At 70.3% G+C, this 17,968-nt stretch carries 16 protein-coding genes; 11 read left to right on the plus strand and 5 right to left on the minus strand.

The features are described 5' to 3' along the window. Nucleotides 1-6: 6 nt before the first annotated feature. The 5 genes from E5671_RS29785 to E5671_RS29805 all read right to left on the minus strand — a co-directional run bounded on the left by E5671_RS29785 (nt 7) and on the right by E5671_RS29805 (nt 5,353). Nucleotides 7-501 (minus strand): hypothetical protein, encoded by a 495-nt coding sequence (locus E5671_RS29785; protein ID WP_160506971.1) that lies wholly within the window; start codon nt 499-501, stop codon nt 7-9. A gap of 87 nt (nt 502-588) precedes the next feature. Next, a complete protein-coding gene (locus tag E5671_RS29790; protein ID WP_160506972.1) occupies nt 589-1,785 on the minus strand; it encodes an FAD-dependent oxidoreductase in 1,197 nt (398 codons plus the stop codon). Nucleotides 1,786-1,866: 81 nt separating this feature from the next. Next, entirely contained in the window at nt 1,867-2,892 is a 1,026-nt protein-coding gene (locus E5671_RS29795; protein ID WP_160506973.1) for a 3-oxoacyl-ACP synthase III family protein, read from the minus strand. Beyond that, nucleotides 2,889-3,569, minus strand: coding sequence for an SRPBCC family protein (locus E5671_RS29800; protein WP_202121302.1), 681 nt, complete (start codon nt 3,567-3,569; stop codon nt 2,889-2,891). The genes E5671_RS29795 and E5671_RS29800 overlap by 4 nt, the downstream gene beginning before the upstream one ends. Beyond that, complete coding sequence (locus E5671_RS29805; protein WP_160506974.1) at nt 3,566-5,353, minus strand: thiamine pyrophosphate-binding protein; 1,788 nt, start codon at nt 5,351-5,353, stop codon at nt 3,566-3,568. The genes E5671_RS29800 and E5671_RS29805 overlap by 4 nt, the downstream gene beginning before the upstream one ends. Nucleotides 5,354-5,558: 205 nt before the next feature. Between E5671_RS29805 and E5671_RS29810 the strand changes: the two genes are divergently transcribed. The 11 genes from E5671_RS29810 (at nt 5,559) to E5671_RS29860 (ending at nt 17,967) form a co-directional block, all read left to right on the plus strand. After that, nucleotides 5,559-5,807, plus strand: coding sequence for a phosphopantetheine-binding protein (locus tag E5671_RS29810; protein WP_160506975.1), 249 nt, complete (start codon nt 5,559-5,561; stop codon nt 5,805-5,807). Beyond that, nucleotides 5,804-6,697, plus strand: coding sequence for an SAM-dependent methyltransferase (locus tag E5671_RS29815; RefSeq protein ID WP_160506976.1), 894 nt, complete (start codon nt 5,804-5,806; stop codon nt 6,695-6,697). Before E5671_RS29810 ends, E5671_RS29815 begins: the two co-directional genes overlap by 4 nt. Before the next feature lie 2 nt (nt 6,698-6,699). Continuing rightward, complete coding sequence (locus E5671_RS29820) at nt 6,700-8,025, plus strand: FAD-dependent oxidoreductase (RefSeq protein ID WP_160506977.1); 1,326 nt, start codon at nt 6,700-6,702, stop codon at nt 8,023-8,025. Continuing rightward, on the plus strand, nt 8,022-9,038 hold the full coding sequence (locus E5671_RS29825; protein ID WP_160506978.1) for an SDR family oxidoreductase: 1,017 nt from the start codon (nt 8,022-8,024) through the stop codon (nt 9,036-9,038). Before E5671_RS29820 ends, E5671_RS29825 begins: the two co-directional genes overlap by 4 nt. Before the next feature lie 32 nt (nt 9,039-9,070). Next, nucleotides 9,071-10,003, plus strand: a complete 933-nt coding sequence (locus E5671_RS29830; RefSeq protein ID WP_202122790.1) for an SDR family NAD(P)-dependent oxidoreductase — start codon at nt 9,071-9,073, stop codon at nt 10,001-10,003. Nucleotides 10,004-10,054: 51 nt separating this feature from the next. Further along, nucleotides 10,055-11,533 carry an MFS transporter gene (locus tag E5671_RS29835; protein ID WP_160506979.1) on the plus strand — a complete coding sequence of 493 codons (1,479 nt, stop codon included), beginning with the start codon at nt 10,055-10,057 and terminating at the stop codon, nt 11,531-11,533. Between the two features lie 63 nt (nt 11,534-11,596). Then, nucleotides 11,597-12,607 carry an acyl-CoA desaturase gene (locus E5671_RS29840; protein WP_160506980.1) on the plus strand — a complete coding sequence of 337 codons (1,011 nt, stop codon included), beginning with the start codon at nt 11,597-11,599 and terminating at the stop codon, nt 12,605-12,607. 2 nt (nt 12,608-12,609) lie between these two features. Then, nucleotides 12,610-14,259: an AMP-binding protein gene (locus E5671_RS29845; protein ID WP_160506981.1), complete on the plus strand. Its 1,650-nt coding sequence runs from the start codon at nt 12,610-12,612 to the stop codon at nt 14,257-14,259. Nucleotides 14,260-14,316: 57 nt separating this feature from the next. Then, nucleotides 14,317-15,426 carry a pyridoxal phosphate-dependent aminotransferase gene (locus E5671_RS29850; protein ID WP_160506982.1) on the plus strand — a complete coding sequence of 370 codons (1,110 nt, stop codon included), beginning with the start codon at nt 14,317-14,319 and terminating at the stop codon, nt 15,424-15,426. Continuing rightward, on the plus strand, nt 15,423-17,261 hold the full coding sequence (locus E5671_RS29855) for an acyl-CoA dehydrogenase (RefSeq protein ID WP_160506983.1): 1,839 nt from the start codon (nt 15,423-15,425) through the stop codon (nt 17,259-17,261). The genes E5671_RS29850 and E5671_RS29855 overlap by 4 nt, the downstream gene beginning before the upstream one ends. A gap of 64 nt (nt 17,262-17,325) precedes the next feature. Next, nucleotides 17,326-17,967, plus strand: a complete 642-nt coding sequence (locus E5671_RS29860; protein ID WP_160506984.1) for a hemerythrin domain-containing protein — start codon at nt 17,326-17,328, stop codon at nt 17,965-17,967. Nucleotide 17,968: the final 1 nt, after the last annotated feature.

The following is a 17,968-nucleotide window of genomic DNA, read 5'->3' on the forward strand; positions in this document are numbered from 1 at the left end:
GCTCGATCAGAAGACGATCGGGCCCGGCGTCTGCTTCGAGACCGCCTTGCAGGTGTTCTCGCTGCCCAGGATGTTGAGGCTCAGCGAGGTGTCGGCGGAGCCCGCGGCCGGGATGTAGGAGTCGAGGCTGTCGCCCGCGGACACCGAACCGGTCAGCGCGCCGATGGTCACCGGCTGCCCGGCGGCAGCCGCGTCGTTGGCGGTGCCGGTGAAGTCCACCGTGCCGCCGCCGGCCCGCTCAAGGCGCAGCGTGGCGGTGATCGAGTTCGCCGGGATGTCGACCGGGGCCAGACCGCCGCTGGTGGAGATCTTGACGGAGCCGACGCCGTTCGCGGCCGAGGCCTCGATCGTCAGGTCGGAGACGCCGTAGCTGCCGCAGTCGTACGACGCCGTCACGGTCTGGACGGCGGTGGGGGCGGCGGCGGAGGGGGTGGCGAGTGCGACACCGCCGACGAACAGGGCGGCGGTGGCGACGGCGCTGGCCTTGAGTATATGACGCACAGTCAGAGTCCTTCTTTCACAGGGGTGTTGGGACCATCAGGGTGGTGAGGGGTGGTGAGATGACGGACGGCCGGCGGGCCGTCCGGGTCAGAGGGGGTGGCGCTCGGCCACCGGGATCTTCACGGCGGGCGGATGCCAGTCGGCGATTCCGTCGAAGCCGCGCAGGAGCAGGCCTGGGACGGCCTTCGACGCTGCCCTGAACACCGCGTCGCGGGTCGCCACGGCCCCGCGGGAGCGCAGCGACGTCAGTTTCAGGATGCGTTCGGCGCGCCGCACCATCGCGGTCGTACGCGGCCTTCGGTCGTGGTCGTAGGCGGCCAGGGCGGACAGCGGGTCGCCGCCCGGCCTGGCGTGATGGGCGAGGACCACGCCGTCCTCGATCGCCATGTTGGCGCCCTGCCCCAGGGTCGGCACCATGGCGTGGGCCGCGTCCCCGAGGAGCGTGGTGCGGCCCCGGTGGAACGAGCCGAGCGGCACGGCCATGTGGTAGACGTCGTGGCGCAGGATCTCGTGATCACCGACCGAGTCGATCAGGGTCGGCACGGGGTCGTGCCAGTCGCCGAAGCGCCTGCGCAGCTCGGCCTTCTCGCCGTCGGGGGAGCGGCCGCCCTCCTCGGTCGCGGCGCAGGCGTAGATGAACACGCTGTCCGGGTCCCGGACCAGGCTGCCCCAGACGAGGCCGCCGCCCCACGACTCGTGCGGCACGAAGCCGGGTCCTGGCGTCGGCGCGAGGATGCGCCAGACGGTCCAGCCGCCGTAGGCGGGGCCGGGGTGGCCGGGGAACAGGATGGCGCGCGTCTTGGAGTGGACGCCGTCGGCGGCGACGACGAGATCCGCCTCGTACATTCCCTGCGGGGTGCTGACGTGCGCCTTGCGGTCCGCGGATCCCGCGTCCGTGAGGTAGGCCGCCTCGCCGGTGCGCAGGACACCGTCGGGCAGCCGGCCGACGATCAGGTCGACCAGGTCGCTGCGGCGCAGGACCACCAGCGGGCCGCCGAACCGTGCGGTGACGGCCGCGCTGTTCGTGCGGGTCAGCGGGCGGCCCCGCGGATCGCACATCAGGCCGTCGCCCTGCCACGCCGCGAGGGCCGTGACCTCGTCACCGAGGTCGAGGGCGGCGAGCGCGCGCTGTGCGTTGGGGGCCAGGGTCAGGGCGGCGCCGATCGGGGACAGGGTGGGGGCGCGTTCCAGGACGGTGGTGTCCCAGCCGCGCCGGTGCAGGGCGAGGGCGGTGGTCAGGCCACCGATGCCGGCACCGATGACGACGGCTTTGGGGCGTGTCATGGACTCTCCTTGTGAGTCAGGCGAGTTGGCGTGAGCTGCGGGAGGGCCGGGGGCGGCGCGAACCGCCCCCGGCCCCCTGGGTCACCCCCGCGCACCTCCCACCCGCCAGTGCACGGCGGCGGCTCCCGCGAAGTCCCCGGCGTGGGCGAAGCCCGCCAGCATCAGCAGGCTGCCGTCCTCGACCCGGCCCTCGCGGATTCCGTGGTCGAGGGTGATGGGGACGGCCGCGCCGAAGAGGTTCCCGAACCGGTCGAAGGTGTCCAGATGGCGGTCGGGGCCGATGGAGAGCCGCTCCTGCCACTGCTTCAGGAACATCCGGTTGGGCTGGTTGGTGATCAGCAGATCCAGGTCGTCGGTCTTCAGGTCGAGCGACTCGCAGAGCCGGTTCACCACCTCGGGCACCAGGCGGTTGCCGCGCTCGACGATGTCGGCGACCTTGTCGGGCGTGAACCCGACGTGCATCTGACTGGCCCCCGCTTCCCAGTACTTGCGCCCGTCGTGCAGCGCGAGTCCGCAGTCGCGGGTGAACTCGCCGTGGTTGGCGACCTCGATGCCGAGGATCGGCGACTCGTCGGACGCCGCCACATAGGCGGCGCCACAGCCGTCACCGGGGATGACGGCCTCGGGGAGACTGCGTACGTCCGGCTGGGTCATCACCGGGCCCGCGCTGTTCTGCACGTTGAAGAGCAGCGCGGACCTGGCCTGGCCCGATCCGATCAGCGCACGGGCCAGACGCAGCAGATGGACGAAGGAAGCGCAGCCGCCGTTGTGGGCGTCGAGCACCCAGTCCGCCTTGACGCCGAGCCGGTGGGCGACCTCCGCCCCGGGACCGGTGAACGGCACCTCGGGAAGGAGCGAGTTGGTGATCACCACGTCGACGGCGCGCAGGGCGTCGTCCCCGATCCGCTCCCGCAGGACGAGACCGGCCTTCTCCATCATGTCCGCGGGCGTCTCGTCCCTGGACACCTGGTGCCGGGTGCGCGGTGCCTTGAACATCGTGTGGTCGGCCAACTCGCCGTCACTCGTCTGATGTTCGAGGAAGTACTCCGTGCCCACCGGTTCCCCGGGCAGGTAGGAGGCGAGTTCGAGCAGGCTCACAGCCTTCATGCGCCGGTGCTGCCGTTGCGCAGCTCCAGGATCTTCTTCATGTTGTCGATCTCTATCTGGTGACCGGCGTAGAAGAGGTTCCACATGTCGCCGACCCAGGGGCGCTCGGGGCTCGACGCCAGCTCGGGGTGCGGGTTCTTGTCGTAGTACGGGTGACGGCAGTTGGTCCAGATGACCACGGAGCCGGGCTTGTTCAGGACGGTCTGCGCGTCGATGATCCGGTGGATGTAGACCATCCACAGCTCCTCGCCCTGGTCCCAGGCGCACTTCATGTCGACGGTGAGGGCCCGCGGGTCGCCGTCGATCCGCAGGAAGATCTTGGTCTCGTCGTCGAGGAGGGTGTCGCGGCCCTGGTAGAGGCCGGGGGTGTCGGTGGGCGCGAAGTCACGGGTGCTGTAGGTGTATTCGTTGAGGTTGCGCTCGTTGGTGAGGTAGTCGTAGACGGCCTGCGGCGGCGCGTCGATGTACTGGTGGACGGTCACGAACTTCCCGTACACCTCGTCGTACGTGAACGACTCCTTCGTCATCTGCGCGGCCTGCGCGAGGGCCTCCTCGCGCGGCGTGGTCTCCCAGCGCAGCAGTCCGGGGACGTCCTTGAGGTCGGCGGGGATCGGCTCCGGCGCGACGTAGTCGGCGGTGGCGCTGGTGGGGTCCGTGTTCGTGAGGGCGGTGGTCATCCTGGTACGACTCCTTGGTTGATGGGCCGGCTCTTTCCGACGGCCATGGCGTGCTGCTGGAAGGGACGGAACGGAGGCATTTCGGTGGGGTCGGTCTCGACGCAGATCAGTGAGGGCGACCCGGTGGCCTCGGCCCGGGCGAGCGCGGTGCGCAGCTCGTCGGCGGTCGTGGCGGTCACCGCGTCGAGGCCGGGAAACATCGCGGCGGCGCCTTCGCCGATCCGGGCCGGGCGGAAGAGGTTGTAGGTGTAGTCGCCGGAGAAGAACAGCTGCTCACGGGTGTGGCACATGCCGTGGGAGTTGTTGTTGAAGATCACGAAGGTGACGGGCAGTTGGTGCTCGACCGCAGTGTGCACCTCCATGCCGTGCATGAAGAACGCCCCGTCACCGGCGAACACGCAGGTGCGCCTGCCGGTCGCGAACGCGGCGCCGATGCCGGCCCCGAAGCTGTGGCCCATGCCGCCCATGCCCATGGCGACGATGAACCGGCCGTCGACGGGCACGCCGACGTGGTGGATCACGGTGGCGCCGGTATTGCCCGCGTCGCTCACCACGGTGGCCCCCGCGGGCAGCGCGGCGCCGACGACGGTCGCGGCGGTACGCATGTCCAGCGGGCCCGGTGGCGAGAGGTCAGGGGGCGGTGGCGCCGCCCCGGCCGCGGGGGCGCGGAGCTCCTGCCGGGCGGCTCCCGGTGTCTCGTCCGGTGCGTTCCTGGCCATCGACTCCTTTCTGGCCATCAACTCCTTTTCGGCCGTCAACTCCTCGGTCAGTACGGTCATTTCGTCGGCCAGCGGCCCGGTGAGGCGCACCAGATCCTCGTGCGGCTCCAGGAACGGCGGCCGCGGGTCGAGGCAGACCACCGGTGAGCCCTTGAGGTGGTCGTGCAGTCCGGCCCCCGCCATCTGCGGCAGCCGGGTGCCGGCGAGCACCACGGCCGACGCCTGCTCCAGGGCTTCCTGCACGTCCGCGGTGCCGATCACCCCGGCGATGCCCAGATGACGCGGATCGCGGTCGTCGAAGACGTCCTTGGCGTCCGGGGCCACGGCGACCCGCGCCCCCAGCGCCTCGACGAGCCGGGCGAGCTGCGGCCGCGCGTCCGCCCTGGCCACCGCCTCACCCGCGACCACCACCACGCCCTGCCGCTCGACGGCCGAGCGCAACAGGCCGACGGCCCGGTCGCGTTCGGCGGCGGAGGACAGCGCGGATGCGGCGAGCTCGGGCGGACCCGGAGCGTCCCAGGCGGGAAGCACGGCCTGCTGCACGTCCTTGGGCAGCAGGAGCACGGCGGGGCCCGGAGCCGCCGGGTCCATCGCCGCCGCTAGGGCACGCGGCAGCGACTCGGTGATGGACTCCGGGTCATCGACGCGTACGCAGTGCACGGCGATCTCGCCGAAGAGGCGCTCCGCGTCGATGGACCCGGCGAGCCCGCTGGTCTCCTGGAAGGAACCGTGCCCGTCCAGTGAGGTGGGCGGCTGCCCGATCAGGACGAGGGCGGGCACGAAGGAGGCCCTGAGTTCGGCGATCCCGGGGACCAGGTTCATGGCCCCGGCGCCCGAGGTGGCGGCTATCACCGGTATGCGCTGGGAGGCGCGGTGATATCCGTCCGCCATGGTGGCGGCCGAGAACTCGTGCTTGGCGACCACGCCGAGCGGGCCGGACTCCGCGTGGCGCATCGCGTCGTAGAGGTCTTCGATATTGGCGCCACCGACGCCGAATACATGCCCGACGTCCTGCCGGCAAAGAAAGTCGACGATGAAGTCGACCACGCGGAATTGGTTTCTCATGGACCGTCCCTCTTTCCAGGCGGTGGTCCACTCATTGCAGGCCTTCTGGTCCACCACGGGCAAGTGACACATCCCTGCCAGCAGGGGCGGCCGTGGCATGGCAGGGATCTGCCATACCGGTCTGTCATGTCCGGGGGCGGCGGCCGTAGTTAGGTTCTGGTCAATCGCTCACCGCACATCGCAACGACCGGAAGGAACAACCATCGTGATCACCGTTGAATCCGTATGCGCCCTCATAGCGAAGAAGCTCGGCAACAAGGCGTCGGGCCTCACGCTCGGCGCCGACACGGCCTTCGACTCGGTGGGCCTGTCCAGCCTGCAGATCGCCGACATCGTCTACACCGTCGAGGACGACGCGGAGATCGAGCTCGACCCGAGCCAGGCGGCGAACGTGAAGACCGTCGGCGACCTGGTCAAGCTGGTCGAGTCCACCCAGACCGCGGCCGCCGCATGAGCACCGCCGCCTACCAGGGCGCCACGGCCGAGGCGATCAGGCACCACTACGACGTCTCCAACGACTTCTACGGCCTGTGGCTGGACGGTTCGCTCACCTACACCTGCGCCCTGTGGGACGAGTCGGGCGCCGAACTCGCGGGTATTCAGGGCGACTTGGAGGCGGCGCAGGCCCGCAAGCTGGACTACCTCATCGAGGGGGCCAGGGCGGCGGGCGCCGGCCGCGTCCTGGACGTGGGCTGCGGCTGGGGAAGCCTCCTCAAGCGCCTCACCGGGATCTACGGCGTGCGGCACGCGACGGGCCTCACCCTCAGCGACAGCCAGGCCGAACTGGTCAGGGCGTCCGGGATCGCGCGCACCGAGATCCGGGTGGAGAACTGGCTGGACCACGAGCCGACGGAGGGCTACGACGCGATCATCTCGATCGGGGCGTTCGAGCACTTCGCCAAGACCGGCCTGACGAGGGCCGAACGGATCGCGGCCTACCGCGAGTTCTTCGAGCGCTGCTACGAGTGGCTGCCCTCACACGGGCGCATTGCCCTGCAGACCAACATCAAGGGCAACAACACCGTGATGGACAAGGCCACCGTGCGTGAGCTCATGTTCATCATCGAGACCATTTTCCCGGAGTCGGAGATCCCGGCGCTCTCCGAAGTCGTCGAATCCAGCGAAAAGCTCTTCGACGTGGTTTCCCTGCGCAATGACCCGGACCACTACAGCCGCACCTGCGGGGAATGGCTGAGGCGGCTCCAGGAGAACAGGGAAGCGGCCGTACGCATCTCCGGCGAGGAGAACGTCGTCAATTACGAGAACTATCTCGGCGCGAGCGTGCGGCACTTCAAGAACCGCCACCTCGGCCTCGCGAGGATCATTCTCGAAAAGGGGCGTTGAGTGTGAGCACGCGCAAGAACGTCGTCTACTGGCACGAGACGGAGTCCGTCACGCCCGAACCCCCGCTGCGGGACGACGTCGACTGTGACGTCGCCATCGTCGGCGGCGGCTACACCGGCCTCTGGGCCGCCCACTTCCTCAAGGAGGCCGAGCCCGCGCTCGACATCCGCATCGTCGAGGCCAAGTACTCGGGATACGGCGCTTCGGGCCGTGCGGACGGCTTCGTCACACCGACCATCGGCAAGGACATCCAGGCCCTGGTCGAGGAGTTCGGCACCCGCCGCGCCCTGGAGGCCTCGCAGGCCGTCGGGCGTTCCATCCTGGAGATCGGCCGCTTCACGCGCCGCAACAAGATCGACGCGGAGTACGAGGCCAACGACTACCTGATGGTCGCCACCGACGAGGCCCAGCTGCGCCGCCTGCGCGCGGACCGGGAGCTCGCCACCACCATCGCGGGCCGCGAGCAGCCCGAGCTCCTCTCGGGCGGCCAGGCAAGGGAGTTGATCGGCTCGCCCGCGATCCTGGGCGCCATGCGCACGGGCGGCGCCCTGATCAACCCCTTCCGCCTCGCCCGCGGTGTGGCCCGGGTCGTCAAGGAGCGCGGGGTGACCGTCTACGAGAACACCCCGGTCCTGCGCGTCGACCCCGGAGTGCGGCCCACGGTCGTCACCCCCGGCGGCCGGATCACCGCCGACAAGGTGATCATCGCGGCCAACGCGCACCAGTTCACCTTCGAGAAGTTCCGCAACAAGACCGTGCCCATCTGGAGCTACGCGATGGTGAGCGAACCGCTCACCGACGAGCAGCTCGGCCGGATCGCCTGGGAGGGCCGCGAGGGTCTCGTCGAGGCGAAGACCTTCCTGACCTGCGCGCGGTTCACCGCGGACAACCGCCTGATGTGGGCGGGCGGTCCGGCCCTCTACTTCTACGGCCGCGACATGCGCCGACGCCGCATGAACGAGACGCGGGCCTACCGCGAACTGCACAAGGAGTTCGGGCGGTTCTTCCCCATGTGGAGGGACGTCAAGTTCACCTACCTCTACGGCGGCACCGTCGACGTCACCCGTGACTACGCCCCGCACTTCGGGTCCCTGCCCGGCGGAAACGTCTTCTACGGCTACGGCTTCAACGGCAACGGCATCGCGGCCACGCACACCGGCGGCAAGGTCCTGCGCGACCTCGTCCTCGGCAAGGACTCCGAGTACTCGCGGCTCCTCTACGTGGACGACAAGCACCGCAAGCAGCGGGACTTCCCGCCCGAGCCGTTCCTCTACGTCGGCGCCCGCGCCACCACACGCCTCATGGAGTGGAAGGAGTCCCGCGCATGAGCGAGCGACGCACCGTACTGCTCACCGGCGCGTCCGGCGTCGTGGGCCGCGCCATCCTCCAGGAGATGCCGGGCCGGCCGATCCGGCTCATCTCCATGGCGAGGCCCGGCGGCGTGGCCCTGCCGGCCGGGACCGAGCACGTGCTCGACGCCGACCTGGCCGAGCCGCGCTTCGGCCTCGACGAGGACAGCTACCGCGCGCTGGTCCGGGACGTGGACACCGTCATCCACTCCGCGGGCCTCACCGAGTGGGGGCTGCCCGACGAGCGCTACAAGCCGGTGAACGTGGACGGCACCCGCAGAGTCATCGAGTTCGCCGAACTCTCCGGCGCCACCGTGCACTTCATGAGCACGGCGTTCGTGGCCGCGCTCTCGGCGAACGCCCCGTACAAGCTCAGCGACACGAACGTCACCACCAACTACGTGCGCTCCAAGCTGCGTTCGGAGCAGCTGCTGCGTGACAGCGGACTTCCGCACACCGTGTTCCGGCCGACCAACCTGATCGGCGACTCGCGGACGGGCTGGACCTCGCGCGGCCAGATCGTGCAGCTGATGTCCGACTGGATCTGCCGCGGCCGTGCGCCGTTCATCCCGGTGCACGAGGGCAACCGCATCGACATCGTGCCCCAGGACCTGCTCGCCAAGGCGGTGCTCGCGGCCGTCGAACTCGGGGACACGAGCGGCGAGTTCTGGGTGACGTACGGCGACGAGGCCATGGACATGGAGGCCGCCATCGACGTGTGCGCCAAGCACGCGGCGGGCCTGGGCCGCACCCTCACCCCGCCGCCGGTCACCGACCCCGACGCCCTCGACCCCGAGGAGCTGCGCCGGCTGCCTCCGCTGGCGCGCTCGTACCTGTCCGTCCTGCGGGACGTCAGCGAGGTCACGCGCTGCGGCGGCGGAGTCCTGCCCACGTCGATGCCGGAACTGCGCGAGCGCTACCAGGTCCCCTTCGTCCACGACACGGACGCCTACCAGCGGACGCTCGAATACGCCTCCGCCCACCTCAGCTAACCCCGCCGGATCAGTTCAGAAAGGACGCAGCCGTGAACCCCGTGAACGAGGAGTGGAAGCCCCCGCGGCTCGACGGAACCGTCGCCGTGGTCACCGGCGCCAGCAGGGGCGTGGGCCGCGGGATAGCCCTCGCCCTCGGCAGCGCGGGCGCGACGGTGTACGTCACCGGGCGCAGCACCCGTACCGAGGGCCGCACCGAAGGCCTGCCCGGCACGGTCGACGACACCGCGGACGAGGTCACCGCCCGCGGCGGCACCGGCATCGCGGTGCGCTGCGACCACCGGTCGACCGAGGACAACCAGGCGCTCACGGACCGGATCCGGGCCGACCACGGCAAGCTGGACCTTCTGGTGAACAACGCCTGGGCGGGTTACGAGCGTTCGAGCGACGTGCGCTTCGACGCCCCGTACTGGGACCAGCCGATGTGGCGCTATGAACTGTGCGAGGGCTCGCTGCGCGCCCAGTACGACATCACACGCCTTCTCACCCCGCTGATGTTCGAGAAGGGCGACGGGAAGACCGGGCTGATCGTCGGCATCGGCTTCACCGACGGCGACACCTACCTCGGCCAGGCGGCGTACGACGTCTTCAAGTCCGCCAACGACCGGCTCAGCAAGGCGTTCGCGGCCGACCTGCGCAAGAAGAAGATCGCCGCGCTCTCCCTGCACCCGGGCTTCGTCCGCACCGAGCGGGTCGAGGCGGCCTGGGAAGCCCTCGGCGACGGTCCCGCCGCGGTCGTCCACTCGCCCGAGTACGTGGGCCGCGCGATCAACGCGCTCGCCGCCGACCCCGACGTGCTCAGCCGCTCGGGCCAGGTGCTCTCCACCGGCGACCTGGCCGACGAGTACGGCTTCAGCGACGTCGACGGCAGGCGCCTGCCCGCCTTCCGCCTGGAGGGCCGGATGAGCCTGGCCACCCGCATGGACCGCCTCAACCGGGTCGTCGCGCAGGCCGCGGCCTCCTGACAGCTCGACCAAAGAGCACCCCCACACAGCTCGGCGAACAGGAGAAGGCATATGGGCAGGGGAACCGCCTCGTCCACCGCGGCAGCCGAGAGCGGCGACGCGGCAACCAAGGCGGCAGGGCTCGCGCTCGCGGTGACCTGCGGCGCACAGTTCATGGTCATCATCGACGACACGGTCGTCGCCATGGCGCTGCCGACGATCCGCACCACCCTCGACTTCGACCGGGCCTCGCTGGCCTGGGTCATCGACGCCTACATGCTGCTGTTCGGCGGCTTCCTGGTGCTCGGCGGCCGCTGCGCCGACCTGTTCGGCAGACGCCGGGTGTTCCTCACCGGCCTCGGGATCTTCACGGCCGCCTCGCTCGCCTGTGGTCTCGCCAACTCTCCCGAGATGCTGATCGTGTCGCGCGGCGCCCAGGGCTTCGGTGCCGCGCTGCTCAGCCCGGCCGCGCTGTCCATCCTGATCACCGTCTTCACCGAGGCGAAGGAGCGCCGCAAGGCGCTGGGCATCTGGGGCGGCCTCACCGGGATCTCCGGAGTCTCCGGCGTACTGCTCGGCGGCGTCATCACCGATCTCGTCGACTGGCGCTGGGTGTTCTTCATCAACATCCCGGTCGGCGCCCTCCTCTTCGCCCTCGCCCTGAAGCCCGCGCTCGCCGACCGCGAGGACGGCGCCCCGGGCAAGCGGCCCGCGACGGACGGCATGGGAGCCGTCCTCATCACCGGCGGTCTGCTCCTGTTCGTCTACACCGTGATCAGCACCAACCACCGCCCCTGGGGCTCCGCCGCCACCATCGCCGGACTCATCGGCTCCGTCCTGCTCCTGGTGGCGTTCGTCATCAGGGAACAGCGCGCCCCCGAGCCGCTGATCCGCCTCGGGATCTTCGCCAGCCGGCAGATCTCCGCGGCCAACGTCATCATGCTGCTCGCCGCGTCGGGCCTGTACGGGATCTTCTTCTTCCTGACCCAGTACATGCAGAACCTCCTGGGCTGGTCCCCGCTGCGCGCCGGAGTGTCCTGGGCGCCCTTCGGCATCACCATGGCGGTCTTCTCCGGCATCGCGATCCAGCTGCTGCCCAGGCTCGGCAGCCGCATCCTGTGCCTGATCGGCCTCGCCTCCGCCACCACCGGCCTCGGCCTGCTGCTCAACGCCCCGCTCAAGGCCTCGTACGCCGCCGACATCCTGCCCACCCTGCTGCTCTGCGCGGCCGGTTACGGCCTGGCCATGGTGCCCCTGGTGGTGGCGGCCGTCAGCGGGGTGCCGAAGGCGGACTCGGGCGCGGCCTCCGGGGTCCTCAACACCGGCCAGCAGATCGGCGGCGCCGTCGGGCTCGCGGTCCTCGCCACCCTGGCGAGCACCCGCCTGGACGACGAGATCGCCGCGGGTGCCGCCATGCCGGGCGCCCTCCTGACGAGCTTCCACACCGTGTTCCTCGTCGGGACGGTGCTCACCGGCATCGCCGCGCTCCTCTCGCTCGTTCTGCCCGCGCTCCGCACCGAATTCGACCCGGAGACCACCTCGGGTGTCTGACGCCTCGGGTGTCTGACTCTTCAAGTTTCTGACGTCGAAGACCAACGAAAGTAAGGGGAAGAAATGGACGGCAAGGAACACCGCTGGTACATGCTCACGGCCTCCCTGGTGCCACTGTTCGCACTCGGAGCCGCCATGGTGCTGGCCTGGAACCACATATTCGGCTGGACGGACGTCCTGGTCACGGTCGTCATGTACGTGATCTCCGGCATCGGCATATCCACCGGCTACCACCGCATGCTGACCCACCGCTCCTTCGAGACGTACAAGCCGATCCGCGTAGCCCTCGCCACGGCCGGGGTGCTCGCGGGACAGGGCCCGCCGATCATCTGGGCCGCCCACCACCGCAAGCACCACCGCGTCGCCGACAAGGAAGGCGACCCGCACAGCCCGCACCTGGGTTTCGAGCCCGGCTTCAAGGGCGCGATGGCCGGCATGTGGCACGCGCACCTGGGCTGGCTCTTCGACGAGGACCTCAGCTCCGACCCGATCCGCTACTGCCCCGACCTGGTGAGGGAGAAGCCGCTGCGCTGGCTCAGCGAGAACTTCGTGGCCGTCGTCGCCGCCGGTGTCGTCCTGCCCGGCCTGCTCGCGTTCGCCATCACGGGCGGCTCCGTCCAGGCGCTGTTCACGGGCATGCTCTGGGGCGGTCTCGTGCGGATCTTCCTCATCAACCACATGACGTACGCGGTGAACTCCATCGGCCACTACTTCGGCCGCCGCCGCTTCACCACCACCGACCACTCCCGCAACGTCGCCTGGCTGGCCCTGCCCTCCTTCGGCGAGGCCTGGCACAACAACCACCACGCGTTCCCGCGCTCCGCACGGCACGGCATGAAGTGGTACGAGGTCGACCTCTCCGCGATCTTCATCTGGAGCCTGGAGAAGACCCGCCTCGCCTGGAAGGTCATCCGGATCGACACCGAGCGGATGACGATGCGCGAGGCCGGCGTGAGCCGGGTCAGCGGCACCAAGCTCAGCCAGGAGGAACTCCTGGTCAGCCAGCAGCGGATCGCCCCCATGGCGGACCGTTCGCGCGGCGGATCCGATCTCTCCCTCGTGGATGTGGAGTGACCATGGCAACCACCGGCACCGGACTCTGGGACCTCCTCCTGCGCGACGATTCCCACGGAGTCCTGCACCACTGGCAGGAGGACGACGGCTTCGGGCACACCCCCTGGAGCGAGGTCGTCGCCGACGCCCACGGCATGGCCGCGACCCTGCGCGCCGCGGGTGTGCGGCCCGGCAGCCGGGTCGCCACCGTCCTGACCAACTCGGCGCACACCCTGCGCGGACTCCTCGCCGTCTGGCTGGCCGGCGGGGCCGTCGCCTCCTTCCCGCTGCCCGCCCGCGGCCAGAGCCCGCAGGAGTACGGCGCCCAGCTGAGCGTGCTCACCGAGCGGCTCGGCCCCACGGTGCTCCTCATCGACCAGGCCCTGGCGCCGCTCGTCCCCGTGGAGCTCGCCGCACAGCTCCCGGTCCTCAACTGGACGTCCCTGTACGGTGATCACCGCATCGAGCCCTCCCCGCCGGGACCCGAGGACACCGCCTTCATCCAGTACTCCTCGGGGAGCACAAGCCTGCCCAAGGGCTGCGAGCTCAGCACCCGGGCCATCGGCACCCATCTGCACATGCTGCACGAGATGACGGGCGGGCGCCCCGGCGCCGAGACCATCGTTTCCTGGCTGCCGCTCTCGCACGACATGGGCATCTTCGGGACCATGCTGCACGCCTGGGCGTTCGACTACGACTTCGTCCTGTCGTCGCCCGAGCGGTTCGGCATGGCACCGCGCACCTGGTTCCGCGACATGTCCGAGTACGGCGCCACCATGACCGCGGGCACCAACACCGCCCTGCACCTGGCCGCCCGCGCGCAGGGCCGCAACATCCTGCCCGAGCCGCTCAAGCTGAACGTCTGCGTGGTCGGAGCCGAGCGGGTCGACTGGGAGACCCTGGACGCCACCGTCGCCGCGTTCGGCCCCTCCGGCCTGAAGGCCACGGCGTTCATGCCCGCGTACGGAATGGCGGAGGCGACCCTCGCGGTCTCCTGCACCCCGCTCGGCGCGGTCCCCGTCACCCGCAGCTTCGACGGGGCGGCGCTGCTCGACGGCCGGATCGTCGAGGTCCCCGAGGACGCGCCGGGCGCCACCCGGCTCGTCTCCAACGGGCCGCCGCTGCCCGGCGTCACGGTGACCACCAAGGAACCGGACCGCGTCTCCGAGCTGCGCGTCGACTCGCCGAGCCTGGCCAGTGGCTACCTCAACGACGCCGAGCGCACCGCCGAGCGCTTCCACGACGGCATCCTGCACACCGGTGACCTGGGCTTCGTCCACGACGGAGAGGTGTACTTCGTCGGCAGGGCCGACGACCTGATCTCGGTGGGCGGACGCAACGTCTACACCAGCGAGATCGAATCGGCGGTCGAGGCGATGGGCCCGGTCCGCAAGGGCTGCTCGGCGCTCGTCGACATGGCCGGCGGCGGCGTCTCCAAGCTGGTCCTTCTCCTCGAACCCAAGCGCAGCAGCGCCGACTTCGCGCTCATCGCCGACCAGGCCGCCGCCGTGGCCAGGGAGAAGTCGGGCATCGCGCTCTCCGAGTGCGTCTTCGTGGAGCGCGGCCATCTGCCGAGGACACCCAGCGGCAAGATCCAGCGCTTCCGCTGCCGGGCCCTGCTCGGCGGCGAGGCCGACCAGCTGCAGACCATCGCCCGGGTCCAACTGGGCTGACCGGGCCGGCCGTTCGGCCCGGCCGGCACGGCGACACCGTACGAGAAGGGATCCACCATGCCCCAGGTCCAGGCTCCGCCGCCGGGCTTCTTCGCCGACACCGAGATCGTCGGCAGGGAGGACCATCTGCGACTGCATCTCAACGAGAACCCGTACGGTCCGCCGCCCGGAACCATCGACGCCGTAAGGGCGGAGGCGGCGAGCTACCTCAACCGATACCCCGACAGCGAGTGCGGCGAACTCCGCGGCAGGCTGGCCGGCCACTTCGGGGTCACCCCCGACATGGTCGCGGTCGGCAACGGCACCGACGAACTGGTCCTCGTCACCTCGATGGCGTTCCTGCGCGAGCCCGGCGCCTCGGTGGTCACCACCGCCACCACCTTCCCCGGTTACGTGGTGTCCGCCGCGGCCGTCGGGGCGCGGGCGCACACCGTTCCGCTGAACGGCGCGTCGATCCCGGTCGACGGGGTCGTGGCCGAGATGGAGCGCGGCGCCGAACTCGCCTTCGTCTGCAATCCGCTCAACCCGACCGGGGCGGTGCTCGACCGGGCGGCCGTGTCGGAACTGATCGACGCCGCGGAACGCAGCGGGACGGTGCTCGTCTTCGACGAGGCCTACATGGACTTCGCGGGCCCTGCCCACGAGTTCGCCCTCGACGCGGTGCGCGAGGGCCGCCGCGTCCTGGTGACGCGCACCTTCTCCAAGGCGTGGGGACTGGCCTCGGTCCGCATGGGGTTCGTCATCGGCCCCCAGGACCTCGTCCAGCGGATCAACAGCGTCGCGGCCGCCCTGCCCTTCAACGTCAACCGTCCCGCTCAGCGGGCCGTGCTGCGCGCCCTCGAACAGCCCGAGCACATCGACCAGGTGCGCGCGGACAACGCACGGGCCAGGGAGCTGCTCTGCAAGTCCCTGGACAACCTGGACATCGAGTACGCCCCGTCCGTCTCCAACTTCGTGATGGTGAAGGTGCCGGGGGCGCCGGGGGAGGGGGCGGCACCCGGGGACAGCGTGGGGTTCGCGGCCCGGCTCGCGGCCGAGCACCGCATCTTCGTACGCAACCTCGACGTGCTCGGGCTCCCCGGCTATCTGCGGATCTCCGTAGGGACCGTGGACGAGGTGGAGCGCCTGTCCACGGCGCTCGCCGCCCTGCTCGGACACCAGTCATGAGCCACTACAAGCCGAACCTGCGGGACCTGGAGTTCAACCTCTTCGAGGTCCTCGGCTGCGAGCGGACGTACGGCAGGGGCGCCTTCGCGTCGACGGGCCGTGACACCGCGCGCGGCATCCTGGCCGAGGTGGAGCGGCTCGCCGTGCACGAACTGGCGGACCCCTTCGTCGAGGCCGACCGCACCCCGCCGCGCTACGACCCGGCGACCCGTTCGGTCACCCTGCCCGACTCCTTCAAGGAGGCGTACTGCACCTGGATGGAGTCCGGCTGGCACCTGCTCGACCTGCCGTCGTCCCTGGGCGGCGCCGACGTGCCGCCGTCCCTGCGCTGGGCCGTCGCCGAACTCGCACTCGGCGCCAACCCCTCGCTCTACCTCTACCAAGGCCTGGCGGGCTTCGCGAAGATCCTCGACCGGCTCGGCACCCCGGACCAGCGGCGGCTCGCCCGCCTCATGGTCGACCGGCAGTGGGGCGCCACCATGGTGCTCACCGAGCCGGACGCGGGCAGCGACGTGGGCGCCTGCCGGACCAAGGCGGTCCGGCAGCCGGACGGCAGCTGGCACATCGAGGGCGTCAAGCGGTTCATCACCTCCGGTGAGCACGACCTGGCCGAGAACATCGTCCACTTCGTGCTCGCGCGCCCCGAGGGCCACAAGCCGGGAACGAAGGGCCTCTCGCTCTTCCTCGTGCCGAAGTTCCACATCGCCGACGTCTCCGCGGGCCGCCTCGGCGAGCGCAACGGCGTCTACGCCACGGCACTTGAGGACAAGATGGGCCTGAAGTCCTCGGCCACCTGCGAGCTCACCTTCGGCGCCGAACAGCCCGCCGTCGGCGTGCTCCTCGGCGAGGTCCACGACGGCATACGGCAGATGTTCCAGGTCATCGAGCAGGCCCGGATGATCGTCGGCACCAAGTCGGCGGCCACCCTCTCCACCGGCTACCTCAACGCGGCCGCGTACGCCAAGGAGCGCCTCCAGGGCACGGACCTGGCGGCCTTGGGCGACAAGTCCGCGCCGAAGGTCCCCATCACCCGCCACCCCGAGGTCCGGCGCTCCCTGCTCCTCCAGAAGGGGTACGCCGAGGGCCTGCGCGCCCTGGTCCTGCACACCGCGACGGTGCAGGACCGGATCGCGGAGGCCGAGGCCGCGGGCGGCGCGGACGAAGAGGCGAAGGCTCTCAACGACCTGCTGCTTCCGATCGTCAAGGGCTACAGCTCGGAGCGCGCCTGCGAGCAGCTGAACCACGCGCTCCAGATCTTCGGCGGCGCCGGCTACATCAAGGACTTCCCGCTGGAGCAGTACATCCGCGACACCAAGATCGACACGTTGTACGAGGGAACCACCGCGATCCAGGGCCTCGACTTCTTCTTCCGCAAGGTGGCGAAGGACCAGGGCGCCGCGCTCGGTGCGCTCCTGACCGAGGTGGAGAAGACCGCGTACGCCGTCACGAGCGGCGAACTCGCGGAGGCCCACGCCCAGTTGGCGGAAGCAGTTACGCAACTGCGAGCCATCGTCGATGTCATGGGCGGGCACCTGCTGCGCTCCTTCGAGGAATCCACGGCGATGTACCAGGTGGGGCGGAACACCACCAGGCTCCTGATGGCGGCCGGCGACGTACTCGTCGGCTGGCTCCTGCTCCGGCAGGCCACGGTGGCCGAGTCGAAGCTGGCGCAGCGGCCGGATGGCCCGAACGCCTCCGATGCGGCCTTCTACCGAGGCAAGATCGCAGCAGCCAGGTTCTTCGCCCAGGAGGTGCTGCCGCTGCTGACCGCGGAGCGTTCCGTCGCGGAGCGCACGGACACGGTGCTCATGACCGTGCCGGACGAGGCCTGGTGAAACCGAAGCGCCCGGCGGGCGGACACCTGTATCGCACGCCGTTGACCTGTAAGGAGCGACATTCATGACCGAGTCCATCGCCCACCTGCCCTCGGGCCACCAGACGATGCTCCTGGCCCACCGTGCCATGGTGCGCGACCTCGACCGCGTGGCCCGCAGCGCCGAACAGCTGGCCCGTACCCCCGACGCCGAACAGGCCGCCGCCCTCCTCGACTACGTGGACAAGCTGTTCCAGGTGATCGAGCACCACCACGAGGGCGAGGACGACTTCCTCTGGCCGCGCCTGCGCGAACTGGGCGCCGACCAGGAGGCGTTGGCCCTCATGACCGCCGAGCACGAAGAGCTTGCGAAGGTCCTGCACACCTGGCACGAGACGAGCAAACGGCTCGGCACGGACCCTGCCGTAGCGGCGGAACTGGCCAAACGCACGGAGGAGGTGCGCGAACAGCTGGCCGGGCACGCGGGCGACGAGGAGCGGGAGCTCCTCGGCCGGCTCGCCCCGGCGCTCGGCAAGCAGATCTGGAAGGGCTTCGCGACCCACATGCGCAAGACGGCCCCCGGCTGGACGCTGCGCTTCATGCCGGCCTGGCTGCTGTCCGTGGCCGGACCGGGTGAGCAGGGCGGCGTCGCCGCGGCACCGATCGGCCGGCTGTTCAGCGGCTGGCTGGAGAAGCGCCAGCGCGCCGCCTTCGGCGAGAACTACTGAG

This window comes from Streptomyces sp. BA2, assembly GCF_009769735.1.
GTDB lineage: Bacteria > Actinomycetota > Actinomycetes > Streptomycetales > Streptomycetaceae > Streptomyces.